Origin of the sequence: Aeromonas sp. 603079 (genome assembly GCF_049172135.1) — a bacterium.
Classification (GTDB): Bacteria; Pseudomonadota; Gammaproteobacteria; order Enterobacterales; family Aeromonadaceae; genus Aeromonas; species Aeromonas veronii.
Genome location: NZ_JAAKPX010000008.1, coordinates 1 through 25,693, shown reverse-complemented (window position 1 = coordinate 25,693; position 25,693 = coordinate 1). Strand labels below are relative to the sequence as shown.

Below are 25,693 nucleotides of genomic sequence, written 5' to 3'. Positions count from 1 at the left end.
GGTTTGCATGAGTGTGGAGCTGAAATGGGCGCTGTTGACCGCTTCGGGTGCGCTGGCGCTGATCATGATTATCTGTCTGGCCTCTGTCGCGTTGGCGTGAATCACCACAATCCAGATAATCCAAACCGGCCTGTTGGCCGGTTTTGTTTTTCTGGGCGGTGCAGCTATGCTGGCGCACCGGTGAGAACGCAAGAGAAGAGATGATGACCAAGGTTCGCCCACGCTCCCTGCTGCAGGTGGTATTGATGGGATTCGTGCTGGTATTGATGCCGCTGGGCGGCATGATCTGGCACAACAGCACCTCCCTTGCCCACCTCAGCCAACTCACCAGCGACGAGATGGAGCGGGCGGTCAAGGATACCCGCCGCGCCACCCTACTGACGGCGCAGGCCATCGATATCGAACGCACCTTGCGCCGCTTCGCGGTGCTGGGTGATCGCCGCAGCCTCACCAGCTACCAGCAGCAACTCGACGGGTATCGGGTGTTGCTGGCAGAACATCGCAGCTCTATCTCCGACGGTCAGCTCTACAGGGGGCTCGATCAGGGGCTGGCTTGGCTCGACAGCTTGCAGGATGCCGCGCTGGCCCAGGCTGCGGTGGCGGGGGACAAGCTAGAGCTGTTTAACGATGCCAACAAGCAGCTTGAGATGGTCACCCGCAGCCGGGTTGACGAACACATGGATCGGGTGCGACTCACCATCGCCGGACTGACCAGGGAGCTCTGGTGGGTGAGCGGCGCTGTAGCGGCGCTCAGCCTGCTGATGGTCTTTATCTTCACCTACCTGATCATCCATCCGGTACGACAGATTGAGTCGCGCATCTTGAGCCTGGGGGCGGGGGTCGAGCCGGATCCAAGGCCGGTAGATGGCCCCGCCGAGCTGGTGTTGCTGGGGGAGCGGATCCTCTGGCTTTACGACAAGCTCAAGGAGCTGGAGCAGCAAAAGTACCAGTTTCTGCGTCATGTTTCCCACGAGCTCAAGACCCCGCTAGCGGTGCTGCGGGAGGGGTCGGATCTGCTCTGCGAGCAGCTGGTCGGGCCGTTGACGCCGGATCAGCTGGAGATCTGCCAGATGCTGGACGAGAGCAGTCGCCGTTTGCAAACCCTGATCGAGCGGTTGCTCGACTTCAATCGACTCACCCAGCAGGAGGCATTTGAGCTGGAATCTGTCCCCCTGCTGCCCATGCTGTCAGAACTCACCATCGAGTACCGGTTGGCATTGGAGTCCAAGCAGATCCGTGTACACTTGCCGACCGGGCCGGTTACCCTGTGGGCGGAGCCCTACCGGTTGAGACTGATCCTCGATAACCTCTTCTCCAACGCTGTCAGTTACGGCGCCAGCGGGGGCAATATCTGGATCAGGGCAGGGCAGGATGAACAGACAAGCTGGCTGGAGGTAGCCAACGAGGGGCCAGAGATCCCCGCTGCCGATCAGCAACGTATTTTTGAACCCTTCGAACAAGGCAGTACAGTGCGACAAGGTGTATTGAAAGGCTCTGGTATGGGCCTCTCTATCGCACGGGAGTCTGCCCATAGTCTCGGAGGTGAGTTGGTTCTGGTAAGAGATGAACAGGCGGATGTCTGCTTCAGGTTGACGTTGAAAAGAGAACTATGAAGATACAGCGCGTATTTCCAGCCCTGATGATGGGGTTGCTCGCGGGTTGCGCCCTGCTGCCACAGCACGAACAGCAGAACTCCACCGATATCGCTTTTGCCAAGCGGATGGAGTTTGCCAACAAGGAGATGCAGGTACGTCTGCAATACTCCGACTGGTTGCTGGCCAGTCACCCCCAGCAGCGGATGCAGGAGCGTCAACGCCTGAAAGGGGCGGATGATCTGGAGAGCCGGGTCAGTCTGGCGATGGTGGATTCCCACCCGGCCGAATCGGTGGCCAATCGTACCGCCGGGCTGGCGCGCCTGAAGCAGATGCTGCCCGAGCTGGGTCTCGATGCGCAGGCATTTTTGCGCAGCTGGATTGCCCTCGGCGAACAGCTGCTGGCTCGCGACAGCCGACGCGATGATCAGAGTCAGGAGATCCAGCGGTTGCGTCGCCAGATCGAACAGCTGACCGCCATCGATGACCAGCTCAACCAGCGCAAGCTCAACGAGCATCGTGAGGTAATACCATGAGCCGGATCTTGCTGGTGGATGATGACGTCAGCCTGCTCAAACTGATGAGCATGCGGCTGCGCAGTCAGGGTTATGAGGTGGATACTGCCGACAGTGCGGAGGGAGCCCTCGACCGGCTGCGCCAGCAGCGGGCCGATCTGGTGCTGAGCGATCTGCGGATGGGGGGCATGGACGGTCTGGCGCTGTTCGAGCGGATCCAGGCCCAGTGGCTGGGGCTGCCGGTGATCATCATGACCGCCCACGGCACCATCCCGGATGCCATTCAGGCGACCCGCTCCGGCGTCTTCAGCTTTTTGACCAAGCCCATTGACAAGGATGAGCTGCTGGCCACCATAGAGCATGCTCTCAGCCTGACCCGGCCGAAACAGCAGCAGGAGTGGCAGTCACTGATCCTGACCCGCAATCCCCAGTTGGAACAGTTACTGATCCAGGCTCACAGCATCGCCACCATGGAGGTGCCGGTACTGATCATGGGGCCGTCAGGCTCCGGCAAGGGGGCGATGGCGCAGGCGCTGCACCAGGCCAGCCAGCGCCGCGACAAGCCGCTCCATACCATCAACTGCGCCGCCATTCCCTGGGCTTCCCTCGATCTGCAACTGTTTGGTGAAGATGGTCAGTCCGGGCTGTTCGAGCAGGCCAAGGGGGCGACCCTGTTTCTCGACGAAATTGGCAGCCTGTCGGAATCCTTGCAGGCCAAGCTGCTGCAGGTGATGGAGGAGTATGGCCAGGGCACGCCGGAGGTGCGTGTGCTCAGCTCCAGCCATCAGGATCTGGTCAAGGCGATGGAGGAGGGACGCTTTCGGGAAGATCTCTTCTATCGTCTCAACGTCGCCAATATCACCTTACCGTCTCTCAGTGCCCGCAGTGAAGACATTCCGCTGCTGGCCAGACAGGCGCTGGATGATTATCGCTGCCGCCACAGCGACTGCGCCGCGATGGGCTTCTCGCCGGAGGCGCTGGCGATGTTGGCCGCAGCTGCCTGGCCCGGTAACGTGCGTCAGCTCTGCAATCTGGTGGAGCAACTCGCCAGCCTCTGTTGCAGCCCGGTGATCGGGGTCTCCATGGTGGAGTCCGCCCTGAGCGGCGGCGGTGGTGGCATCCCTTCCTTCAATGAGGCTCGTGCCGAATTCGAGAAGGAATATCTGATCCGTTTGCTGCGCACTACCGAGGGCAACGTGACTCTGGCGGCCAACCTGGCGGGTAGAAACCGCACCGATTTTTACAAGTTATTGAATCGGCACGGTATCGAAGCAGCAAACTTCAAATCGAAGGGATAAATCAGGCGGGATCAACCACCGCCGGAGCGGCATCGGCTTTTTGAGTTTTATGGGAGAGCCAGAGGCCGCTCGCCTTCATCAGGTAACCGAACAAGGCGCCAATGATGAGGGAGGGCAGGATCAGCCGCCACTCGCCAGCCGCCCCGAAGGTGGCACAGCAACCGGCAAAGGTGCCGGGAATGTAGCCGAGCCACTGCTGCTTGGCCTGTACGCACATCAGGGTGGCGACCACCCCCGTCATCACATAACCCGCCACACCCGCTCCCCACAGACTGTCGCCATGGATCAGCAGCAGTGCCCACAGCATGCCGCTGGTGTTGCAGAAGATGGTCTGCAGCAGCGCCTTGTAGCCGCCGCTTGACGCGAAATAGCTGGTGCAGCCGAGAAAGCCGACCCAGGAGATAAGGCCGAACGCGACGGCAACCCAGCCCCAGACGGCGGAGAGAATTCCAGTAGTGATGGCGATGGCGATCAGTGGGCTCATGGGGCGACTCTTCAGTTGGCTTCGCAAAATGGGCAGCCTACCCCCGGCAATCGGGGCGGCAAGCGGGGGCAGAATTGTGTGTGATCTTCATCACCCTTTTCAACTCAGGAATACGCTTGCGCTCGCGAAAAAAATTCATTGGTGACCGGCCTGACAGTCGGCCATAGTTAGAGGCCCTGTCCTGCTCATGGAGTGAGTCTGATGGCGCCAAATGTGATCGTTCCCCTGCTGGTGTTCGTAGTCCTGTTTCTGGTCGGCACCATGGCCAAGGCACTGCCCCTGCACCACATGATGTAAATTTGTGTGAAATAAAAATCTGCCGGGGCGGGTCTTATCCGTAGTGCCTCACTCAGCCCCGGGAGTTTTTCATGTTGATCAAGCGTCGTACCGCCCACCCCCTCACCGAACAGGATGTCACCCCGGAAGCTGTTTATCAGGACCGCCGCCTTATTCTCAAGGGGCTGGGTCTGGGCGCGGCCACCCTGGCGTTTCCCACTCAGGCCGGAGTGCTCGACCTGCTGCGCGGCAAAGAGGATGCTCCCCTGTTAGCCAGCAGGCCGCTCAACAGCAAGCCTGCCGAGCGCCCGGCCAATATGGTGCTGACACCGGAAGAGAAGGCAACCAGTTACAACAACTTCTATGAGCTCGGCACCGACAAGTCCGACCCGGCTCGCAACGGCCATTACCTCAAGCCCGAACCCTGGACCCTCAAGGTGGAGGGGGAGGTGGCCAAGCCCTTTACCCTCGATGTGTGGGACCTCATCAACAAGAGCGAGTTGGAGGAGCGGATCTACCGACTGCGCTGTGTCGAAGCCTGGTCCATGGTACTGCCCTGGAACGGCATCTCGCTGGCGGAGATTATCCGCCGTGCCGAGCCCACCAGTCGCGCCAAGTTTGTTGCCTTCGAAACCCTGTTTGATCCGAAACAGCTGCCGGGGCAGGCCTCCAGGTTGGGGGGCGGCATCGAGTATCCCTACGTCGAAGGGCTGCGTATCGACGAGGCGATGCACCCTCTCTCTTTCCTTGCGATGGGGCTCTACGGCAAGACCCTGCCCGCCCAGAATGGCGCGCCGATCCGCTTGGTAGTGCCGTGGAAGTACGGCTTCAAGAGCATCAAGAGCATCGTCTCGATCCGGCTGGTGGAGGAGATGCCGCCGACCACCTGGAATCTGCTGGCTCCCAACGAATATGGCTTCTACGCCAACGTCAATCCGCAGGTGGATCATCCGCGCTGGAGTCAGGCCAGCGAGCGCTTTGTCGGCGAGGGCGGGGTGTTTGGCGCCAAGCGTCAGCCGACCCTGATGTTCAACGGCTATGGTGACGAAGTCGCCTCGCTCTATCAGGGGATGGATCTGCGCCAATGGTACTGAGATTGAAACCGGCCCATATCAACGGCTTGCGGGCACTGGTGCATCTGGGCGCTCTCGGCTTCCTGCTCTGGCTGTGGTTTGCCATTCCGGCAGGTCTGCTGGGGGGCGATCCGGTGCCAGAGCTTATCCACTACCTCGGCAAGGGGGCGCTCAACCTGCTGCTGCTCACCCTGCTGGTGTCGCCGCTGGCCAAGCGCTGGCGGCAGGGGCAGCTCATCAAGCTGCGCCGCCCCCTCGGGCTCTGGTGTTTTGCCTGGGCGCTGCTCCACTTCATGGCGTGGCTGGGGCTGGATCTGCAGTTTGACTGGGGGCTGATTGGCGGCGAGCTGGTCAAGCGCAGCTACATAGTGGTGGGGATGGTGGCCCTGCTGCTGCTGGCCGCCCTCAGCATCACTTCGCTGCCCGCATTGCAGCGCAGCATGGGCGCTGCATGGCAGAAGCTGCACAACTGGGTCTATGCCATCGCCCTGCTGGTGCCGGTGCACTACTGGTGGTCGCTCAAGAGCGGTTGGGGGGAGCCTCTCATCTACCTGCTGCTGGCCTGCGCCCTGCTCTGGCCGAGACGGGAGAAGCTGCTGCGCCCCATGCGGGGACGCTGGAATGCAAAAGAGGCCTAATCGGCCTCTCGTTGTTTGATCTCGCCGGTGTAGGCATCGACGATGAGATGCACCTTCTGATCCTGGCGATTGAGGGTTTTGACCTCGAATTTGTCCCCTTCCAGCTCCACTTCCCGAATGTCGTGATACCCTTGCGCCAGCAACAGTTTGACCAGACCGGCCATGTCGAGACGGCTCTGGGCCGCCCAGCTTGTGGCACTCAACAGGCAAAGGATAAGCAGGAAACTGCGCGGGATCATATTCATTCCGGATTCATGGCTGGCAGACTATAAACGCCATTATGTTAGGTTTTTGGAGATGAATCATCCATGAATAGAGCGCTCCCTCTGCTCGGGTTATTGCTGCCGGTGCTGGCACAGGCGGTCATGCCTGATGAAGCCCAGCTGCAGCAAGCTGTCCATGAGGGACGGGTTCGGCCCTTCCATGAAATGATGGAGGTGGCGGCCAGATTGCCGGTGCGGGTGTTGCGGGTGGATCTGGGGGAAGAGGATGGTATCTGGCTCTATGAACTGCGAGTCATCGATCGGGAAAACAGCGTGATCAAGGTAGCCTATCGGGCCGACAACCTTGAGCTGGTGTGGGCCAAGGGCCACCATCTGGAGCGGCTGTTCGAGCCGCCAAAGCCCCCGGTCGAGGATGATGAATAACCCCTGTGTGGAAGCCTGTTCATGCGAATTCTGATTGTTGAAGACGAAAAAATTCTGGCTGGCCAGCTGGCTGAACAGCTGCGCCTCTCCGGCTTTGTCACCGACCTCTGCCATGATGGCAACGAGGCCGGTTTTCTCGGAGAGACCGAACCTTACGATGCCATCATTCTCGACCTCGGCTTGCCTGGGCGCGATGGCCTGAGCGTGTTGAAGGAGTGGCGCAGCAAGGGAATCGATACCCCGGTGCTGGTACTGACCGCCCGTGGCCAACTGCACGAGAAGATCGAGGGGCTCAATGCCGGTGCCGATGACTACCTCACCAAGCCGTTCCAGGTGGCCGAGCTGGTGGCGCGGGTGCATGCGCTGGTGCGCCGGGCGGCAGGCAACGCCAGCTCCGTTCTGGAGATTGGCGGGGTACGGCTCGATATGGCGGCTTCCCAGGTGTGGTACGAAGGGACCCCCATCAAGCTGACCGCCCACGAGTTCCGGGTGCTGGGTTACCTGATGCAGCATCGGGGCAAGGTGGTGTCGCGCAGCGAGCTGATCGATCACATCTACGCTCAGGATTTCGACCGTGACTCCAACACAGTAGAGGTGTTCATCGGCCGGATCCGCAAGAAGACCCATCCCGACTTGATTGAGACAGTGCGTGGTCTCGGATACCGGATCAACGAATGAGGCTGGTCCGAACCCTGCGGGGGCGGCTGCTTGCCATTGCGCTGGTGTGGTGCGGGCTGTTCCTGTTCGCCACCGGCTTCAGCCTGCAGACCATGATGCGCAACTACTGGCAGGAGGCAGAGGCTGACGGCTTGCGCCTGCAACTCTACGATCTGCTCTCCCGGCTGGAGGTGGAGAAGAGTGGTCTGCCTGTGGTGATCGAACCGATGGCCGATCCCCGTTTCAGCCAACCTTACTCCGGCTACTACTGGCAGTTGGAACTGGGGGAAAATGTGGTGGGCCGCTCCCGATCCCTGTGGGACACCCATCTGGTGAGCCGTGGCCTCAAGTCTGCCTTTGGCGATCCTGACCTCTTTTTTGGCAAGGGCCCCAACAAGGAGCCGCTGCTGATCATGACCCGCACCGTGCTGTTGCCCGGTTCGGATCGGGTCTTTACCCTGGTGATGGCCAAGGACAGCAGCACCCTGATCCAGACCCTGAAGAAAACTCGCATCAGCCTGTTCCTCGGTCTCGGCTTTGCCGCCGCCGGTCTGGTGCTCGGCTTCATGTTCCAGATCGTCTATGGTTTGCGGCCGCTGCATCTGCTGCGCCGTGAACTGGGGCGGGTTCACGAGGGTCATCAGGAGGGATTCCGGCTGCGCTATCCGCTGGAGATCCAGCCGCTGGTTGAGGATATCAACCGGCTGCTGCACCACTACGGCGAGCTGCTGCAGCGTGCCCGTGCCCACACCGGCAATCTGGCTCACGCCCTCAAGACGCCGCTCAGCATCATGCGCAATCAGGTTGCCCAGTTGCCGCCGGAGGATCAGGCCGCCATCGGCGAGCAGCTCGACCAGATCCAGCGCCATATCGACTATCACCTCGGTAAGGCGCGGGTGACCGGCGCCGCCAAGATCCTCGGGGTGTCGACCCCGGTGCGGGCGCGGGTGGAGTATATCTGCCGCGCCTTCTCCCGCCTCTATCCGGGCAAGACGGTGGATCTGCAAGTGCCCGCCAATCTGGCGGTCGGGGTGGAGGAGCAGGACTTCGACGAGATGGTGGGCAATTTGCTGGAGAACGCCTTCAAATGGTCCGCCAGCGAGCTGCGTATCTCCAGCGCCGAGCTGGGGGGCTGGATCACCCTGCGTATCGAGGATGACGGCCCCGGCATGAGCGAGGATCAGATCGCCAAGGCGGTGCTGCGCGGGGTGCGGCTCGACGAGAAGGTGCCGGGTTCCGGTCTCGGTCTCAACATCGTCTCCGATCTGGCGGAAGCCTATCGCGGCAGCTTTATTATGGGCCGCGCCGAACTGGGCGGGCTGGCCGCCTCCCTCTCGTTGCCCAAGGTGGCAAGGGTCGAGAGCTAGGCATAAGATATGGCATTTGTTTTAGCCTGAGGAAGAGAACCATGACCGACGATCCGTGGGCCCTGTGCCATCTTGACGATTCATTCGATGCCTCTGTACTGGGGGTCAAGGGCGCCCAGATCCAGTGGTTTGAAGATCGGGATGGCCTGATTGCCTATCTGCTGGAAGATTTTGTCGACTTGCTGGCCGATGTGGGCGAGCTGGACGAGGAGCAGACCGAGCAGGCGCGCGAGCGCTTCACCCTGCTGGTGGAGCAGAGCTTCGACGATCGCACCCTGATGGATGCCATCAACGATCTCGCCTCCGGCCTGCGCCGCATCGCCTGGTTGGGGCCGCTCTCGGAGCTGGCCGAGATCAGCGACGAGTTTGCCTCCGGCCTGCGCCGCTATTTCTGGAGCCAGTACGACGGGGATGAAGATGACCCGGACGCCTGGGTGCCGGAAGAGCTGTGGCCGCAGCTGGTGGAGTGCGCGCAGGAGTATATGGAAGAGGGGGATTTTTAAATCCGTCCGGACTATGTGTGCTCTTTGGCAGACAGATAAAGAAACGGCGCCTTGATGGCGCCGTTTTTATTGGGTGGCAATCGCCTTAGCCGTTGGCCGGTACCGCGTGGGCGGTGTTGGCCAGCACCGGGCCTGTGTACTTCTCGATCTGCAGCTGGGCCATGTGGCCGCAGTTGCCCTGCGCCAGACTGGACGAGCCTTCGTCGAAGGTGAGGCAGTTGACGTTGCCGTTCTTGCAGATGCTGCCCGCTTCGCCCGGCTTGGCCGGGTCATACCAGGCCCCTTCGCAGATCCGCACCACGCCTTGGCGCACATCCTCGGATAGCAGGGCGCCCACCAGGATCTGGCCGCGCTCGTTGAAGGCACGCACCAGATCCCCCTGGGCGATGCCACGAGCCTTGGCATCCAGCGGATGGATCATGATCGCCTCGCGGTCGGCGATGGCGAACTTGTCTCGCAGCGGGGTGTTGTCGAGTTGGGAGTGCAGCCGCTGGGTCGGGTGGGAGGTGTTGAGCGACAGCGGATAGCGCGCCGCCACTTCACTCTTCACCCACTCCCTGGGCTCATACCACTTGGGATGGCCGGCGCAGTCGGCGTAACCCATCCCCGCCACCGTGTTGGAGAAGATCTCGATCTTGCCGGACGGGGTACCGAGCGGGTTGAGCAGCGGGTTCTCGCGAAAATCGGCGTGACGGATCCACTGGCGGTTGGCCTCCGGGATCGGGAAGCGGATGTAGTTGTTGGATTCCCAGAACATATTGAACGGCGGCAGCGCCACGCGGGCGCCGCGGGCCTGTGCCGCCATGCCGTCGTACATCTGCTTGAGCCACAGCATCTCGTCCTTCCCTTCGGTGTACTGCTCCTGCACGCCCAGCTTGGCGGCGATGGCGCTGAAGATGTCGAAGTCGTTGCGGGCTTCAAACTGGGGCGGTACGCACTGGTGCATCGGGAACACATAGCGCTGGGAGTAGTCGCCACCCATCTCCAGATCATTGCGCTCGTAGCTGGTGGTGACCGGCAGCACGATATCGGCGTGCTTGGCGGTGGCAGTCCAGTAAGGCTCGTGGACGATCACGGTCTGCGGCTTGCGCCACGCCTGCAGCAGGTTGTTGGTGTCCTGATGGTGGTGGAAGGGGTTGCCGCCCGCCACGTAGACCAGCTTGATGTCCGGATAGGTCACCTTGCGGCCGTTGAAGTCGATGGTCTTGCCCGGGTTGGCGAGACAGTCGGCAATGCGGGCCACCGGGATCGGGGCCGGGCTGTTCTTCGGTGCGTTGCCGGCGGAGATGCCCGCCAGAATGCCGCCTTTGGCGGTGGGGCTGCCACCGGAGGAGTAGTGGTAGCTGAAGCCGTAGCCGCCGCCCGGCAGGCCGATCTGGCCCAACATGGAGGCCAGAGTGACCAGCATCCAGTTCGGCTGTTCACCGTGCTGCTGACGCTGCATACCCCAACCGGCCATGATCATGGTGCGCTTGGCGGCCATATCGAGGGCCAGCTGGCGGATCACCTTGGCATCGACGCCGCAGACAGTGCTCGCCCACTCGGCGCTCTTCGGCTGACCGTCATCCTTGCCGAGCAGGTAGTTCAGGAACTTGTCGAAGCCGACGGTGTAGCGATCGAGGAAGGCCTGATCGTGCTTCTTCTCGCTATAGAGGGTGTGAGCCACCCCCAGCATCATGGCCACATCGGTGTAGGCGTTCGGGGCAATCCACTCGGCGCCGACCAGCTTGGCGGTCTCGTTGTAGACCGGATCGATGCTGATGACGCGGGTGCCTTTCTCTTTCAGCGCCTTGAAGCCGGCCTGACCTTCATGATCCGGCATGTTCCAGCTGTTCTTCAGGGTGACCTGAGCATTGACCCCCCACAGCACCACCAGTTCGGCGTTCTCCACCACGTTGGGCCAGGCGGTCTGCTGTTCGTACACCTCGATGGAGCCCATCACGTGGGACATGATCACCTGAGCCGCGCCGGTGGAGTAGTCACCGGCATAACCGGTGAAGCCGCCGGAGAGGTTCATCAGGCGGTGCAGCAGGGTGCGGCTGTTGTGGAACATGCCGACACTCTTCCAGCCGTAGGAACCGGCGTGGATCGCCTGCGGGCCGAAGTCACTCTGAACCCGCTGGATCTCGCCGGCCACCAGTTCGATCGCCTTGTCCCAGCTCACTCGTACCCATTCGTCGGCACCGCGCAGCTCGGGTTTGGCGCCCGGGCCATGCTCCAGCCAGCTTTTGCGCACCATGGGGTATTTGATGCGGTTCTTGGCGTGCACCTGGAACGGCGCCATGTCGATAAGGTCGTTCGGCGCCGGATCATCGGCCACCGGCTGGACGCGCACCATGCGGCCATCCTCGACTATCGCCTCGAAGGCACCCCAGTGGGCGCCGGTTAGAATGCCCTTCTGGGCGGGCACCAGGGTCGGGAACTGACTCAATGCGGTGCTGATGGCTTGCGCCAGCGCACTCTTGGGAAAAATGCCGCCGAGCAGGGGCAGGGCTGCGCAGGCGCCGAGCCCCTTGAGCAGGTTGCGGCGGGACAGATTGGTCTTCTTGTCATTGAAAAAAGTCATAACGGTTTTCCTCTGTGCCAGCCTTAGTGGGCCGCGCTCATGTCACTGGCGTGTTTCTGGACATACTGGGTCAACATGCGAGCCTGTTCCGGGGTCAGGGAGGTGCGAGATTCCATCCCCTTGATGACGCCGATCCACTGGTTGGCATTGAAGTGATCCAGCGCGGTGAGGCCGTGGCAGCCGGTACAGTTGTTGGACATCAGGGTGGAGGCGTATTGCCACAGCTTACCCTGATCGCCGATAAGCTGACTCTGGTCGACCCAGGCGGTCAGCTTGACCTGATGCCAGGTGAGGTTGGTGGCGCTGTCGGTTTCACTCTGGCCGGTGACCAGCGCTTTCTTGGCGGCATCGCCGACCAGTACGCTGAGGATCCGCTTGCCCGGTGCGGCGTAGAACACTTCGCTCACACCATCCTGTTGCCAGCCTTCGATCTGCACCTTGGCGCGGCCGTTTTCGTTGGCCAGCACTTCCACCTTGGTGGAGGGCATCAGGGTACCTTCGTCGGTCTTGGCTGCAGCATCAAGGAACAGCGGGGTGGTGGCGATGGCGTAACGGGTGGTGACGTTGGCTGGGGTCTGGGCCGCAGCCTGCGCCAGCTCGCTGGCACCGGCGGCAGCCAGGCCGCTCATGTCAGGCATGATGTGGGCGACACCGCGGTGGCAGTCGATACAGGTCTGACCCTCCTTGATGGCGACCGGGTGCTCGGCACGGGCATTGGGGCGCTGGGCCAGAATGTCCATCGCCTCGTAGCTGTGGCAGCTGCGGCAGGTGGCGGAGTCGTTGGCTTTCAGCTCGTCCCAGACGGATTGGGCCATCCGCAGCTTGTGGGCTTCATACTTTTCCGGGGTATCCAGCGTGCCGATCGCCTCGTGATAGATATCCTTCACGGCGCGGATCTTGGTCCACAGGTAGGAGGTGGGGTCGCCCGGGATGTGGCAGTCGGCGCACTCGGCGCGGATCCCCTTGGTGTTCTGGAAGTGGACACTGCCCTGATACTCGGCGAGCGGAGTCTGCATGGAGTGGCAGGAGACGCAGAATTCGGTGGAGCTGGTCTTGTGCAGCACGGTCACGGTGACACCCAGTGCCGCGACACCCAGCAGGGCCCCGAGCAGCAGGAGCCAGAACCAGGTTTTTCTTATCAGTTTTCCAATCATGGCGGCGTTTTCCTACGGTCAATAATTACCTACATAGTACTAGTCCAATAGTAGTAGTAATGATAGGGATAAGGCGTTGACCTTCATCATGGTTTATATTTTTGATTGTTGTCACATTTTGCCTTTTATTTCGCCATTGACACATTTATCGAATTAAATTCAGTTGTTTTCTGTTTTATCTATTTGTGCACTTTCCGCGACAGCTGTTAGCCCCCTCGCAAAACCCCACAAGATTCGCTGATATAGTGAGCAGTGAGCCTCAACGGAGTGTCGCTGATGAGCCCTTTCTCACTGCTGTGTGTCGCCGCCAACGTGCAACTGCTGGCCGAATTCGAACAGGAGTTGGCTCCGCTGCTCGGCCATTTCGCGCTGGTGGTGGTAGTCGGTCAGGGGTCGGCTGAGCTGGCCTTGGACGAGCTGGATCGCAAGGGGCAGCCACCCGCCGTAGTGGTGTGTGACAGCGAGCTGGGGGATGGGCGAGGGGCCGATTTTCTGATCCGCCTCGGCAGCCGTCATGAGGCGTGCCGCAAGATCCTGCTGGGCAGCCAGCCCGAGATGAAATCGATCATCGAGGCGGTGAACCTCGGTCGTCTCGACTACTACCTGCAACGCCCCTGGCGCGATGGCAGCCTGCGCCGGGCGGTGATCGAGCAGGCGAGCCACTTTGTATTGCAGCGTCCCGAGGCGGATCTGCTGAGCTATGCCGCCGTGCTCGACAACCAGAAGCTGCTGCGAGCCCACGTCGATCGCCAGTTGGCAGCCTATCGGCAGGGCTTTATGGATTACACCCACTGCAGCGATGAAGAACTCTCCCGGGTGGTGATCGACGGCCTCTACCAGTTTTTCGAGGGCAATGACGAGGAGCGGGTCTGCCGCCACTACAGCCCGGGCCATGTGCTGACCCGCGAGGGGGAGCCCAACAGCTTCCTCTGGTTTATCGCCAAGGGGGAGGTGGTGCTGCGCAAGCGGGACGAGCAGGGGATCGATCAGGAGGTGGTGCACTACCGTACCGGCTCGCTGGTGGGGGGCATGTCCTTCGTCACCGGCGAACCCGCCTTCACCACCGGCGTGACCCTGACCGGTGCCGAGGTGATCAAGCTCGACAAGCTGCAATTCTCCCGGGTGATGCAGGCGCGCAGCGAACTGCTCCCCTCCTTTACCAACCTGCTGCTGCGCCACTTCAACCGCCGTCTGCAAAACAGCATCCGTACCGAGATGCGGTTGCAACAGACCCTCAACTCCCTCGATGCCGCCTACGCCCAGCTGGTGGAGAGCGAAAAGATGGCGATGCTAGGCCAGCTGGTGGCTGGTGTTGCCCACGAGCTGAACAACCCGGTGGCGGCCATTATTCGTGGCAGCGAGACTCTGCGGGCCGCCATCCCCGATCTGGTCAATCTCGAGCTGCCAGCACCCATCAAGGGGCTGGGCAACCAGACCCTCTGTCAGGCGCTCTCCTCCCAGCCGGTCTCGACCAGCGAGATCCGTGACAAGACCCGGCAGGCTGAAGGGCGCTTTGGCGATCGCCAGCAGGCGCGGCTGGCGGTGCAGATGAATCTGGATGACGAGCTGAACTGGCAACGCTGGTTTGCCAGCCGCACTGCCGACGAGCGGGAGGCGCTGCTCTCCCGGCTGGAGCTGTTCCAGCAGACCGGCAGCTTCCTGCGCAATATCGAGGTGTGCGCCCGTCGCATCGGCGATCTGGTCAAGAGCCTCAAGCAGTATGCCCGGCAGGACAGGGATGAACCCTCGCTGGTGGACCTGCACGAGGGGCTGGAAGATACCTTGATGATTTTCGAAAACCGCCTCAAGCATCATGATCTCTGCAAGGAGTACCAGCCGCTGCCGCTGGTGCGCTGTCACCCCATCGCCCTGCAGCAGGTGTGGACCAACCTGATCGCCAACAGTCTGGATGCCATGAGCGGCCCGGGGCGACTCACCATTCGCACCGGGTTGCTGGATCCCGAGTGGGTCATGGTGGAGATAGAGGATAGTGGTTGCGGCATCGAGCCCGAGCTGTGGCAGCGGATCTTCGATCTCAACTTCACCACCAAGCGGGAGGGCCACTTCGGCCTCGGGATTGGTCTGAGTGTCTCGTTGCAGATAGTTCAGCAGCACCACGGCCGGATCGAGGTGGCCTCCGAACCGGGCCGTTACACCCGGATGCGGGTCTGTCTACCGCTGGACGGCATGGGGCAGGCCGGTTACGGGGGCGAACCTCATCACAACAAGGAGCATGCGGCCTGAGCCGTCGCCAGCATCAATCGCGCGGCGTGCCAAACCATGTCGCCAAGGAGGAGCAATGAACAAACACTATCTGATCCTGTGTGTGGACGATGAGCGGGAGGTGCTGGATGCGGTGATCCACGATCTCGCCCCGTTCCGCTCCCACTTCGAACTGGAAGCCGCCGAGAGCGTCGATGAGGCGCGAGCGGTGGTGGAGGAGTGGGAGCACGACGGCAACAAGCTGGCGCTGATCCTCTGTGACCACATCATGCCGGGAACCCTGGGAGTCGATTTTCTGGTGGAGCTGAACCGGCGAGCCTCCACCCGGGCCAGCCGCAAATTGCTGCTGACCGGACAAGCGGGGCTGGAGGCCACCGTCGATGCGGTCAACCGCGGCGGTTTGCACTACTACCTTGCCAAACCGTGGAAGCTGGAGACCCTGCAAGAGGCGGTGCGCGAACAGCTGACCGACTACCTGCTGGCGGAAGATGGCGAAAATGCCTTCCACTATGCGCCGCTGCTCAATCAGGCGCGGCTGTTTGCCGCCATCCACGATCACCCGTTCGACGAGTAGGGGCAGTTGGGCTTTCGCGGTGGCAGTTGTATACTGTCTGCATATACAGTATTGCAGGTAGCCACCGATGCGACTCTTTATCGCCGAGAAGCCCACGCTGGGCCGTGCCATTGCCGATGCCCTGCCCAAGCCCCACAAGAAGGGCGACGGTTTTATCGAAACCGCCCAGGGTGATGTGGTCACCTGGTGTATCGGCCATCTGCTGGAGCAGGCCGAGCCCGATGCCTATGACGCCGCCTTCAAGCAGTGGCGGATGGAGCATCTCCCCATCATCCCCGCCCAGTGGCAGCTGGTGGCCAAGCCCAAGACCAAAGCCCAGCTCACCGTCATCAAGCGACTGATCAAGCAGGCGGACTGCGTGGTTAATGCCGGTGACCCGGACCGGGAAGGGCAGTTGCTGGTGGACGAGGTGATCGACTTTCTCGGCTACCCGAAAACCAAGCCGGTGCAGCGTTGCCTCATCAGCGATCTCAACCCGCCAGCGGTGCGCCGCGCTCTCGAGAAGCTGAGGGACAACAAGGAATTCGTACCGCTGGCGGTCTCGGCGCTGGCCCGCAGTCGGGCCGACTGGCTCTACGGCATCAACATGACCCGCGCCTATACCCTGCTCGGCCGCAAGGCCGGTTGTAGCGAGCTGCTCTCGGTCGGTCGGGTGCAGACCCCGCTGCTGGGGCTGGTGGTGCGGCGGGATCTCGAGATCGAGGCCTTCGTCCCCAAACCCTTCTACGAGGTGCTGGCCCATCTGCTGACCGATAGCAACGAGCGCTTCACCGCCAAGTGGCTGCCATCGGAAGCCTGCCTGCCGTGGCAAGATGAGGAGGGGCGGGTGCTCAACCGGGCGCTGGCCGACAAGGTGGTGAGTCGGATTAACGGCCAACCGGCACAGGTCGAATCGGTGGAGGAGCATGCCCGCAAGCAGGCGGCGCCGCTGCCCTACAACCTCTCCAGCCTGCAGATCGATGCCGCCAAACGGTTCGGTATGGATGCCAAGCGGGTGCTCGATATCTGCCAGAGCCTCTACGAGCGTCACAAGCTCATCACCTATCCGCGTTCCGACAGCCGCTATCTGCCGACCGACCACTTCAAGCGGGCCGAGCAGGTGCGCGGTGCCATCGCCGCTACAGCGCCTGCACTGGCCAAGGCGGTGAGCGAGGCTGATGGCAAGATCCGCAGTAAGGCGTGGAACGATAGCAAGGTGGATGCCCACCACGCCATCATCCCCACCGAGAAGCAGGGCAACCCCGCCACACTGGGGGCCGACGAGGCGAAGCTCTATGGCCTGATTGCCCGCCAGTATCTGCTACAGTTCTATCCCCCGTTCGAATACAACGACAGCAAGGTGCTGCTGCGCATCGCCGGTGGCCTGTTTCAGGCCAAGGCGCGGCGAATCCTCAAGGCGGGCTGGAAGGCGCTGCTCGGAGTGGAGGAGGATGACGACGAAGAGAAGGCGGGCACGCTGCCTGCCCTGAAAGAGGGAGAGCAACTGCTGTGCGAGCGGGGCGAACTGCAGGAGAAGATGACCCAGCCGCCCAAGTCGTTCACCGATGCCACCCTGCTGGCGGCTATGACCGGCATCGCTCGTTATGTGCAGGATCCCGAGATCCGCAAGACCCTGCGCGACACCGATGGCCTCGGCACAGAAGCGACCCGGGCGGGTATCATCGACCTGCTGTTCAAGCGTCGCTTTCTGGTGCGTCAGGGCAAGAGCATCAAGGCGACCCCGACCGGGCGGGCGCTGGTACAGGCGCTGCCTGCGACGGCCACCACGCCGGATATGACGGCGCTGTGGGAGCAGAGCCTCGGCCAGATCGCCGAGCGCCACGGCAGCTATCAGCAGTTTATGGGGCCGCTCACCGAGCAGCTCAACGGTCTGATCGAGGGGGCGCGGCAGGACTCCGGCGCCAGCTTCAGCGCCCTGCCCAAGGAGGCACCGAGGGCCGGCAAGCGGCGTTTTACCAAGCGCAAGACTGGCGGGCCCCGACCGCGCAAGACGACCAGCAAGCGCCAGACCAGTGCTGCATAACGAAAAAAGGCGCCCATCCTGGGCGCCAAAGGCATTGTTGTCAGGCTGCCTGAGTGGACAAGCTGGCACGGATCCTGTGCTGGTAGTGCAGAACCACACCGAGAAACACCAGGTCCTTGAACAGGAAGAACTCGGTGACTGGCACGCCGTCAACCATCTTCCAGACACCTGTCAGAGTCAGCAGGAAGCTCAGCGTCGCCAGGAAGGTGACGATAGCCCCCATGCTGCACCAGTAACCGATGCGAGGTTGCCACAGACCCACGACCAGCCCGATGGCGATCACTATCTCGACCACCCCGATCAGGTTCGATACGCTCTGTTCCGACAGGGGGCCATAGAGCCAGCTCATCAAGGGGTGGCTGGCTACCAGTGGTTTGATGGCGGCTGCCTCTGTCGGGGTAAACTTGAAGACGCCGATCCAGAGCAGGGTCAATACCACGCCCGCCAGAGCGACCAGAAAGCCTTTGTCATGTTGCTGCATGTGGGCTCCTTGTTTAAGGGGTCAGAGTGACGGGCGGGAAGTCGATCTCGGTCGCCGCCAGGTGGTTGCCATAGTTGGTCAGGGTATTGACCACCACCTGGCCGAGCACCTCCAGCAGCAGCTCGTCATCTACGCCTGCGGCACGGGCGCTAGCAAGCTGCTCGTCACTGATCACCCCGCGCTGACTGACCAGCGCTGTTGCCAGTTGCAGCAGGGCGTGATCAAGGGGAGCCGAGGCCTGGCCGAGCCGGGCAGCCCGGATCTCCTGGGCCGAGAATCCGGCCTTGCCCGCGAGCAGTGTGTGGGCAGACAAACAGTATTGGCAGGCGTTGGCTTGACCTATGGCCAGTGCCAGCAACTCCCGTTGTGGGGCAGTGAGACGCCCCTTGCCAAGCGCCTCGGCAAAGGCCAGGAAGCCATTGAGCAGGGCTGGCGAGTGGGCCAGGGTAGCGTAGAGGTTGGGCACCATACCCAGATTGCGTTGCAGGGTGGCCAGGGTCTGGGCAGCTGCGGGTTGCGGTTGGGATACGGGTTGGATACGGCTCATGATCTTCTCCTGTGGTAGTGAAGGTACGGGAGACAGTGTGCCGTCATTCGTGATACGGTTTATCACTCATCGTCTGCAAATAAATACTATTAGTCTCAAATATGGATCCGCTCTCTGCCCTGTTGGTTCATGCCTCCCCCGAAGCCAAGATCTTCTTCGCCGGCAACCTGTGCCAGAACTCCTCCAGTGATGATTACCCGAGTGGCGGACATCTTCATCTGCTGCGCAGCGGTGCCGTCATGCTGCGTGAAGAGGGGGGAGCCAGCTTGCTGCTCGAGGAGCCGACTCTGATCCTGTTCCCTCGGGGACGTCCTCACAAGCTTGAACCCAGAACTCTGGGGGGTTGTGATTTGGTGTGCGCCAATGTCGTATTCGGCAAGGGGGGATCATCGCCGTTGCAACTGGCATTACCGGGCTCGCTGGTGCTGCCGCTACGTGAGTTGCCTGTCCTGACGCCGGTGCTGAGTCAGCTGTTTGACGAGGCGTTTCACCCCCGCTACGGGCAGGATCCGCTGATCTCCCGCTTGCTGGAGGTACTGTTGATCCTGCTGCTGCGTCATCTGGTCGAGCAAGGGGTGTGTCAGCAGGGGATGCTGGCAGGTATTTCCGATCCCCAGTTGGCCAAGGCGATCTCGGTGATGCATCAGCGTGGGGATGAACCCTGGACGGTGGCCACGCTGGCGCGGGAGGCCGGCATGTCGCGGGCCCGCTTTGCCGCGAGGTTTCAGGAGCGGGTCGGTCAAGCGCCGCTTGGTTATCTGACCCGCTGGCGCATGGCGTGCGCCTGCCAGCAACTGCTGGCGGGGGAGCCCATGGTGCAGGTGGCGCTGGGTGCGGGATACAGCAGCAGTGTTGCCTTTGGTCGGGCATTCGAGCGGGAGCTGGGGGTGAGCCCGGGGCGCTGGCTCAAGGCGCAGCAACAAGCCGAATAAAAAAACGGGGCAGCCAGTGGCTGCCCCGTGTTCATGGCTGGTCAGCCGGTATAGACGTTCTCTTCCGGATAACGGATGCGGGTCTCGACCGGGCGGGCCAGCATAAAGGCCAGGGTCAGGGGGCCGAGACGGCCGCAGATCATCACCAGCACCAGGATCAGCTTGCCCGGCTCGCTCAGGGAGGCGGTGATGCCGGTGGAGAGGCCGACGGTGGCAAATGCCGAGATGGTCTCGAACATGATTTTGTCGAACGGCAGATCCTCGGTCACCATCAGCAGGAACATCGCCAGCATCAGCACCATGGTGCTGACGATGATGATGGCCAGCGAGCGGGTCACGATCTGGGGCGACAGGGTGCGGCCAAAAGCGGTGGCATGGGGCCGCTTGGTCAGAAACGCCTTGGTCGCCAGCAGCACGACCGCGAAGGTGGTGACTTTGATACCGCCACCGGTGGAGGTGGCACCGGCACCGATAAACATCAGCATCATCAGGAACAGCAACGCCGCCGGGGTCATCAGCCCGATATCTATGGTATTGAAACCGGCGGTACGGGCGCTGGCAGACTGGAAGAAGGCAGCCAGCAGCTGGCCACCGATACCGGCCTTGCCGAGGGTGCCCGGGTTGTTGTGTTCCAGCATCCAGAACATCAGGGTACCGGCCAGCAGCAGCGCCGGGGTCATCAGCAGCATCAGCTTGCTGTGCAGCTTCAGCTTGCGCCAGCGGCGGTTGCGCACCAGATCGACGATGACGGTAAAGCCGATCCCCCCCAGGATCAGCAGACCGGCGATGGTCAGGCTGATGATGGGGTCGTCCCTATAGTCCATCAGGTTGTTGGCAAACAGCGAAAACCCGGCGTTGTTGAAGGCCGATACTGCGTGGAAGAAGCTGACATAGAGGCCGTGCACCCAACCCATCTCGGGCACCCAGCGGATCGCCATGATGCCGGTACCGATCAATTGGGCGATAAAGGCGAACAGCACGATCCGTTTGACCAGCTGAATGATGTTGACCGAGCCTTCCTGTCCCAGCGCCTCCTTGGCCAGTACCTGCTGGCGTAGGCCGACCCGTTTGCTGAAGATGGCGATCAGCAGCAGGGTCATGGTCATCTGGCCCAGACCGCCGATCTCCATCAGCATCAGCAGGAAAATCTGCCCCTGCAGGGTAAAGGCGGTGCCGGTATCCACCACGCCAAGACCTGTCACGCTGATGGCCGAGGTGGCGGTAAACAGGGCGTTGACGAAGGTGACCTCGCCATTGTGGCTGGAGGGTTGCACCAGAAAGATGGTGCCAATCAGCAGAATGATCAGAAAGCTGCCGAGGATCAGCCGGGCTTCGCTCCAGCGAGAGTCCTGCTCCCGATGGAGGGCGAAGGCGTAGCTGCTGCGCCAGTTGATCATAGGGTTTCGAGCCAGTGGTCGATGGCGTGCTTGTTGCCCGCCAGGATCAGGATGTCGCCCAGTTGCAGCTCCATCTTGCCGGTCAGCACGTTGTGCAGCACATCACCACGCTTGATGGCGAGCAGCTGGAAATCGCTCTGTTGCAGCAGATGGAAGTCGCCTAGTTCCCGGCCGTTCTGTTGTAGGCCAATCACGAACTCGGTCAGCACCATGTCGTGGCCCAGCTCCAGATAGTCGAACAGCCGGTTGTCCAGCATGCTCTGGGCGACCCGGCGGCCCATGTCCCACTCCGGGTTGATCACCTTGTCGGCGCCCACTTTCTGCAGGATCTTGGCGTGGAACTTGTCGCGCGCCTTGACCCACACCTTCTTCACGCCCGCCTCTTTCAAGACGAGGGTGGTGAGGATGCTGGTCTCCAGGTTGTCACCGATGGCAACGAAGACGATATCGAAATTGGCCAGTCCCAGCTCGGCCACGGTGGCCTCATCGGTGGCGTCGGCCACGATAACGTGATTGCAGAGGGCGGCGATTTGCCGGGTCTTGCTCTCGTCGATATCGATGGCCAGTACTTCGGCATCTTGCCGTTGCAGCTCTTCGCACAGCGCGCTGCCAAACAGGCCCAGGCCGATGACGGCAAACTGGTTGTTCATGAGTTATTCCTCAGCAGTTGAAGTCGCCTACTCTAAACCACTGCTATTCCCCCGAAAAGGGCTCGGGTTTTTCGTCATGGGGCAACTTGAGGTAGACTGCGCCCTTGCACCAAGCCGGGATAGACCGATGAAACTGAATGCCAACGCCTCCTTGTTGAAGCTCAACACCCTTGCCCTCGATGCGTATTGCCTCTGGCTGGCCGAGGTGGAGCAGGTTGCCGATCTGGCGACCCTGCGTGCCGATCCGCAGTTCAACCAGCTGCCGCGCCTCAATCTGGGCGGCGGCAGCAACATGCTCTTCACCACCGATTTTCTCGGTCTGGTGGTGCTCAACCGGCTCAAGGGGATTACCGCTGAAGATGGTGGCGATCACTGGTTGCTCCATGTTGCGGCCGGTGAAGATTGGCATCAGCTGGTGCGCCATACCTTGCAACAGGGCTGGTTCGGGCTGGAGAATCTGGCGCTCATTCCCGGCACAGTCGGTGCAGCGCCGGTGCAGAATATCGGTGCCTATGGCGTTGAGCTGGCCGACTTCTGCGCCTATGTCGAGGCGTTCAACTGGCAGAGTGGCGAGATAGAACGGATCGCGGCGGCAGAGTGCCGCTTCGGTTATCGCGACAGTATCTTCAAACACGAGTATCAGGATTCCCACCTGATCACTGCCGTCGGGCTCAAACTGCCCAAGGGGTGGCAACCGGTGCTGGGCTATGGCCCACTGGCGGCGCTCGGTGACGCGCCTTCGGCGCAGGTCATCTTCGATACCGTCTGTGCCACCCGCATGGCCAAACTGCCGGATCCCGCCGTGCTCGGCAATGCCGGTAGCTTCTTCAAAAATCCGGTGGTGCCTGCCGCGCTGGCGGAGTCGCTCAAGGTGCGCTACCCGCAGATGCCCTGCTATCCGGCCGGAGAAGGGCAGGCCAAGCTGGCTGCGGGCTGGCTCATCGATCAGTGCGGTCTGAAAGGTTTCGCCATCGGCCGCGCCGCCGTCCATCAGGAGCAGGCGCTGGTACTGGTCAATCTAGGGGGCGCCAGTGCCATGGAGCTGATCGCGCTGGCGGCTCATGTCCGCGACAGCGTGGAGCAGACGTTTGGCGTGGTGTTGGAGCACGAGGTGCGCTTTATGGGGGCGCATGGTGAAACCTGGCTCGACGAGGTGCTCTCATGACGTTGACTCCCATCAGACAGACCCTGATCACCCTGCTTAGCGACGGCCAGTTTCACTCCGGCGAACAGCTGGGTGAGCAGCTCGGCATCAGCCGGGCGGCGGTGAGCAAACACATGGCGGCGCTCAAGGAGCTGGGGTTGGATCTCTTTAGCCTGACCGGCAAGGGCTACCGGTTGGCGGTGCCGATGGCGCTCTATGATCAGGCTACCTTGCAGGCACTGGCCCCGATGGCACCGGTGCACTGTTTTCCGGTCATTGGCTCGACCAATCAACACCTGCTGGATCGGGTCAATGAGCTGCGCTCTGGCGAGAGCTGTCTGGCCGAGTGTCAGACAGCCGGGCGCGGTCGTCGTGGCAAACCCTGGATTTCGCCGTTTGGTTGCCAGCTGATCCTCAGCATGTACTGGCGACTCGAACAAGGCATGGCGGCGGCCATGGGGCTGAGTCTGGCGGTCGGCGTGGCAGTGGTTGAAGCGCTGGAGTCCCTTGGCTATCAAGGCGTCGAGCTCAAGTGGCCGAACGACCTCTACTATCAGGGCCGCAAGCTGGCGGGAATACTGGTGGAGATGAGCGGTAGCGCCGGGGCCAGTTGTCATCTGGTGATCGGCATTGGTCTCAATCTGGCGATGCCTGCCCGCGAAGGTGAGAAGATTGATCAGGCCTGGGCTGAGCTGCGTCACATCAATCCGGAACTGGTGGATCGCAATCAGTTGGCGGCCCGGATGATCGTCCATCTGCAGCGGGCGCTGCACACCTTTGAGCAGCAGGGGCTGGCAAGCTTTGTCGATGAGTGGAACCGGCTCGATCACTTTGCCGGTCGCCCTGTGCGCCTGCTGATGGGGGATCAGGAGATCCGCGGCATCGCTCGTGGCATCGACGATCGCGGCGCCCTGCGACTGGAGACAGGTGAAGGGATCAAATACTATCTGGGGGGCGAGCTCTCCCTGCGCCGGGGCGACTGAGGGTCAGCAAGGCCGCTCATGATGCCAAACAAGAAGAGGGGGCCCGCGGGCCCCCTCTTCGTTATCCGGCAACCGCCGTCATCATTTGCGCAGTTTGATCTGCTCGATGGCGTGCTCATGGCCCTTGGTCATGATCAGGTTGGCTCGCTCACGCGTTGGCAAGATATTTTCTTGCAAATTCAGATAGTTGATATCTTGCCAGATGTTGCTGGCGATCTGGGTCGCCTCACTCTCCGCCAGCTTGGCGTAGTTATGGAAGTAGGAGTCGGGATCCGAGAAGGCGCCGCTGCGGAATTTCAGGAAGCGTTCGATATACCAGGTGCGCAGCAGTTCGGCATCGGCATCCACATAGATGGAGAAGTCGACGAAGTCCGACACGAAGACCCGATGGGGCTCCTGAGGGTAATCCATGCCGCTTTGCAGCACATTGAGCCCTTCCAGGATCAGGATGTCCGGCTGCTCCACCACCTTCTTCTCATCGGGAATGATGTCGTAGATAAGGTGGGAGTAAACCGGCGCTTCGACCTTCTCGTGACCAGCGCGGATGTTGGCGACAAACTCCACCAGATGGCGGATGTCGTAGGATTCCGGGAACCCCTTGCGGCGCATCAGGCCGCGCTCTTCCAGTACCTTGTTGGGATAGAGGAAGCCGTCGGTGGTGACCAGCTCCACCCGTGGATGTTCCGGCCAGCGCTCCAACAGGGCCTGCAGAATACGGGCCGTGGTGCTTTTGCCCCCCGCCACGCTGCCGGCAATGCTGATAATATAAGTGCCCTTGCCGCGGGACTGGCCGAGAAACTGCTCCAGCACCCGGCTGCGACGCTGTTTGGCTTTGACATAGAGATTGAGCAGGCGGGAGAGAGGCAGATAGATCTCTTCCACTTCCCGCAATGACACCTTCTCGTTGATCCCGCGCAGGGTCTGCAGATCGTGTTCGGTCAGGGTCAGGGGGACCGAATCGCGCAATAACGCCCATTGTTCGCGGGTGAATTGCAGATAGGGGTTATGCTCTGTCGTCATGGTGTCATCACTGTTTCTTGGGCACGGCGACCATACACCAAGGGTGGGGGAGCGACAAGGGACGCAGCAGGATTGGCTTGTTTGCCCCCGCTTTTTTGCAAACTTCCCAGCAATAAAGCATATTTTGCCGGGTTCAATGGTTGCATCCCCCAAAACCTTACAATAAAATGCGCGACGCTTGACTGTCTGTCGTCTATTTGCGGTGCAAAAGCGATAAACACAACGGGTGCAAGCAGAATTACCGTTGTGACAATCTGGCGTCTGGAGGGGTTCCCGAGCGGCCAAAGGGATCAGACTGTAAATCTGACGGCTCTGCCTTCGAAGGTTCGAATCCTTCTCCCTCCACCATATTTCTCTGCGGTTTGAGTTCTTTGGGTTAGAGAAATGCGGGCATCGTATAATGGCTATTACCTCAGCCTTCCAAGCTGATGATGCGGGTTCGATTCCCGCTGCCCGCTCCAAGATGCTGATATGGCTCAGGCGTTAGCAGAGCCGCACCCTAGGGTGAGTTCGGCAAGCGAACCAGCCATCAGTACCTCTCTCTTTCCCACCAGATTCAAATCCATCATATAAACTGTTCTGTGGTTAGCTTGCCACCGCGTACTCAGCGTTAGTTTAGAGGGACGATCATGTCTAAAGAAAAATTTGAGCGTAATAAACCGCACGTTAACGTGGGTACCATCGGCCACGTTGACCACGGTAAAACCACCCTGACTGCAGCTATCACCAACGTGCTGGCCAAGCACTTCGGTGGTAAAGCTTTCGCCTTCGACCAGATCGACAAGGCACCGGAAGAGCGTGAGCGTGGTATCACCATCAACACCTCCCACGTAGAATACGACACCGCTACCCGTCACTACGCCCACGTAGATTGCCCGGGTCACGCCGACTACGTTAAAAACATGATCACCGGTGCTGCCCAGATGGACGGCGCGATCCTGGTAGTAGC

General features: G+C 61.3%; 26 protein-coding genes and 2 tRNA genes. 19 read left to right on the top strand and 9 right to left on the bottom strand.

From position 1 onward, the window contains the following. Positions 1-7 precede the first annotated feature (7 nt). The 4 genes from G5287_RS07415 to G5287_RS07400 all read left to right on the top strand — a co-directional run bounded on the left by G5287_RS07415 (position 8) and on the right by G5287_RS07400 (position 3,405). Positions 8-100: a YnhF family membrane protein gene (locus tag G5287_RS07415; protein ID WP_216952243.1), complete on the top strand. Its 93-nt coding sequence runs from the start codon at positions 8-10 to the stop codon at positions 98-100. Positions 101-203: 103 nt separating this feature from the next. Further along, positions 204-1,613, top strand: a complete 1,410-nt coding sequence (locus G5287_RS07410; RefSeq protein ID WP_227342967.1) for a sensor histidine kinase — start codon at positions 204-206, stop codon at positions 1,611-1,613. Beyond that, positions 1,610-2,128, top strand: a complete 519-nt coding sequence (locus G5287_RS07405; RefSeq protein WP_227341794.1) for a hypothetical protein — start codon at positions 1,610-1,612, stop codon at positions 2,126-2,128. Before G5287_RS07410 ends, G5287_RS07405 begins: the two co-directional genes overlap by 4 nt. Further along, positions 2,125-3,405, top strand: a complete 1,281-nt coding sequence (locus tag G5287_RS07400; protein ID WP_216952241.1) for a sigma 54-interacting transcriptional regulator — start codon at positions 2,125-2,127, stop codon at positions 3,403-3,405. The genes G5287_RS07405 and G5287_RS07400 overlap by 4 nt, the downstream gene beginning before the upstream one ends. Position 3,406: 1 nt before the next feature. Here the strand turns inward: G5287_RS07400 and G5287_RS07395 are convergent, their stop codons facing one another. Next, positions 3,407-3,889, bottom strand: a complete 483-nt coding sequence (locus tag G5287_RS07395) for a DUF1097 domain-containing protein (protein WP_201937441.1) — start codon at positions 3,887-3,889, stop codon at positions 3,407-3,409. Between the two features lie 368 nt (positions 3,890-4,257). Between G5287_RS07395 and msrP the strand changes: the two genes are divergently transcribed. Together msrP and msrQ are read left to right on the top strand one after the other, a co-directional pair. Next, on the top strand, positions 4,258-5,259 hold the full coding sequence (gene msrP / locus G5287_RS07390; protein ID WP_421231099.1) for a protein-methionine-sulfoxide reductase catalytic subunit MsrP: 1,002 nt from the start codon (positions 4,258-4,260) through the stop codon (positions 5,257-5,259). Further along, entirely contained in the window at positions 5,250-5,876 is a 627-nt protein-coding gene (msrQ, locus tag G5287_RS07385) for a protein-methionine-sulfoxide reductase heme-binding subunit MsrQ (protein WP_227341796.1), read from the top strand. Before msrP ends, msrQ begins: the two co-directional genes overlap by 10 nt. On the opposite strand, the gene G5287_RS07380 is transcribed toward msrQ, so the two are convergent. Beyond that, positions 5,873-6,121, bottom strand: a complete 249-nt coding sequence (locus G5287_RS07380; protein WP_041202391.1) for a PepSY domain-containing protein — start codon at positions 6,119-6,121, stop codon at positions 5,873-5,875. The two genes, msrQ and G5287_RS07380, sit on opposite strands and share 4 nt — an antisense overlap. 63 nt (positions 6,122-6,184) lie before the next feature. On the opposite strand from G5287_RS07380, the gene G5287_RS07375 reads away from it, so the two are divergent. From G5287_RS07375 to G5287_RS07360, 4 genes are read left to right on the top strand one after another with little or no spacing between them, the layout of a single operon-like run. Next, positions 6,185-6,523, top strand: a complete 339-nt coding sequence (locus G5287_RS07375; RefSeq protein ID WP_227341797.1) for a PepSY domain-containing protein — start codon at positions 6,185-6,187, stop codon at positions 6,521-6,523. Between the two features lie 21 nt (positions 6,524-6,544). Further along, entirely contained in the window at positions 6,545-7,201 is a 657-nt protein-coding gene (locus tag G5287_RS07370; RefSeq protein ID WP_005341873.1) for a response regulator transcription factor, read from the top strand. After that, positions 7,198-8,547: a sensor histidine kinase gene (locus tag G5287_RS07365; RefSeq protein ID WP_216952239.1), complete on the top strand. Its 1,350-nt coding sequence runs from the start codon at positions 7,198-7,200 to the stop codon at positions 8,545-8,547. Before G5287_RS07370 ends, G5287_RS07365 begins: the two co-directional genes overlap by 4 nt. Before the next feature lie 41 nt (positions 8,548-8,588). Continuing rightward, positions 8,589-9,050: a hypothetical protein gene (locus G5287_RS07360; protein WP_216952238.1), complete on the top strand. Its 462-nt coding sequence runs from the start codon at positions 8,589-8,591 to the stop codon at positions 9,048-9,050. Positions 9,051-9,135: 85 nt separating this feature from the next. Here G5287_RS07360 and torA read toward each other — a convergent pair whose 3' ends face one another. Together torA and G5287_RS07350 are read right to left on the bottom strand one after the other, a co-directional pair. Beyond that, entirely contained in the window at positions 9,136-11,616 is a 2,481-nt protein-coding gene (torA, locus tag G5287_RS07355; protein WP_421231098.1) for a trimethylamine-N-oxide reductase TorA, read from the bottom strand. Positions 11,617-11,639: 23 nt separating this feature from the next. Then, a complete protein-coding gene (locus tag G5287_RS07350; protein WP_005339847.1) occupies positions 11,640-12,770 on the bottom strand; it encodes a NapC/NirT family cytochrome c in 1,131 nt (376 codons plus the stop codon). 276 nt (positions 12,771-13,046) lie between these two features. On the opposite strand from G5287_RS07350, the gene G5287_RS07345 reads away from it, so the two are divergent. From G5287_RS07345 to G5287_RS07335, 3 genes are all read left to right on the top strand, one after another. Beyond that, positions 13,047-15,014, top strand: coding sequence for an ATP-binding protein (locus tag G5287_RS07345; protein ID WP_421231097.1), 1,968 nt, complete (start codon positions 13,047-13,049; stop codon positions 15,012-15,014). Positions 15,015-15,069: 55 nt separating this feature from the next. Beyond that, positions 15,070-15,567: a response regulator gene (locus G5287_RS07340; protein ID WP_227341800.1), complete on the top strand. Its 498-nt coding sequence runs from the start codon at positions 15,070-15,072 to the stop codon at positions 15,565-15,567. 67 nt (positions 15,568-15,634) lie between these two features. Beyond that, entirely contained in the window at positions 15,635-17,590 is a 1,956-nt protein-coding gene (locus tag G5287_RS07335; RefSeq protein WP_227341801.1) for a DNA topoisomerase III, read from the top strand. A gap of 40 nt (positions 17,591-17,630) precedes the next feature. Here G5287_RS07335 and G5287_RS07330 read toward each other — a convergent pair whose 3' ends face one another. Continuing rightward, positions 17,631-18,071, bottom strand: coding sequence for a DUF417 family protein (locus tag G5287_RS07330; protein ID WP_005357613.1), 441 nt, complete (start codon positions 18,069-18,071; stop codon positions 17,631-17,633). A gap of 13 nt (positions 18,072-18,084) precedes the next feature. Beyond that, on the bottom strand, positions 18,085-18,618 hold the full coding sequence (locus tag G5287_RS07325) for a carboxymuconolactone decarboxylase family protein (protein ID WP_139412137.1): 534 nt from the start codon (positions 18,616-18,618) through the stop codon (positions 18,085-18,087). A gap of 101 nt (positions 18,619-18,719) precedes the next feature. Here G5287_RS07325 and G5287_RS07320 point away from each other — a divergent pair, with 101 nt between their 5' ends. Beyond that, positions 18,720-19,550, top strand: coding sequence for an AraC family transcriptional regulator (locus G5287_RS07320; RefSeq protein WP_227341802.1), 831 nt, complete (start codon positions 18,720-18,722; stop codon positions 19,548-19,550). Positions 19,551-19,591: 41 nt separating this feature from the next. Here G5287_RS07320 and G5287_RS07315 read toward each other — a convergent pair whose 3' ends face one another. Together G5287_RS07315 and G5287_RS07310 are read right to left on the bottom strand one after the other, a co-directional pair. Beyond that, entirely contained in the window at positions 19,592-20,947 is a 1,356-nt protein-coding gene (locus tag G5287_RS07315) for a TrkH family potassium uptake protein (RefSeq protein WP_421231096.1), read from the bottom strand. Then, positions 20,944-21,597, bottom strand: a complete 654-nt coding sequence (locus G5287_RS07310; protein WP_005339863.1) for a potassium channel family protein — start codon at positions 21,595-21,597, stop codon at positions 20,944-20,946. The genes G5287_RS07315 and G5287_RS07310 overlap by 4 nt, the downstream gene beginning before the upstream one ends. Positions 21,598-21,724: 127 nt before the next feature. Here G5287_RS07310 and murB point away from each other — a divergent pair, with 127 nt between their 5' ends. Beyond that, the gene (gene murB / locus G5287_RS07305) at positions 21,725-22,762 is read left to right on the top strand and encodes a UDP-N-acetylmuramate dehydrogenase (protein ID WP_159164501.1); all 1,038 of its coding nucleotides are present in this window, start codon (positions 21,725-21,727) and stop codon (positions 22,760-22,762) included. Continuing rightward, the gene (gene birA / locus G5287_RS07300) at positions 22,759-23,724 is read left to right on the top strand and encodes a bifunctional biotin--[acetyl-CoA-carboxylase] ligase/biotin operon repressor BirA (RefSeq protein ID WP_227341803.1); all 966 of its coding nucleotides are present in this window, start codon (positions 22,759-22,761) and stop codon (positions 23,722-23,724) included. The genes murB and birA overlap by 4 nt, the downstream gene beginning before the upstream one ends. An 81-nt stretch (positions 23,725-23,805) precedes the next feature. Here the strand turns inward: birA and coaA are convergent, their stop codons facing one another. Beyond that, positions 23,806-24,744, bottom strand: coding sequence for a type I pantothenate kinase (gene coaA, locus G5287_RS07295; RefSeq protein WP_005339877.1), 939 nt, complete (start codon positions 24,742-24,744; stop codon positions 23,806-23,808). Positions 24,745-25,007: 263 nt separating this feature from the next. Between coaA and G5287_RS07290 the strand changes: the two genes are divergently transcribed. The 3 genes from G5287_RS07290 to G5287_RS07280 form a co-directional block, all read left to right on the top strand. Then, positions 25,008-25,092 (top strand) — tRNA-Tyr (locus G5287_RS07290). Positions 25,093-25,130: 38 nt separating this feature from the next. Then, positions 25,131-25,205: transfer RNA gene (locus tag G5287_RS07285), tRNA-Gly, on the top strand. 168 nt (positions 25,206-25,373) lie between these two features. Further along, on the top strand, positions 25,374-25,693 hold a 320-nt coding region (locus tag G5287_RS07280; protein WP_021139867.1), incomplete at its 3' end, for a GTP-binding protein.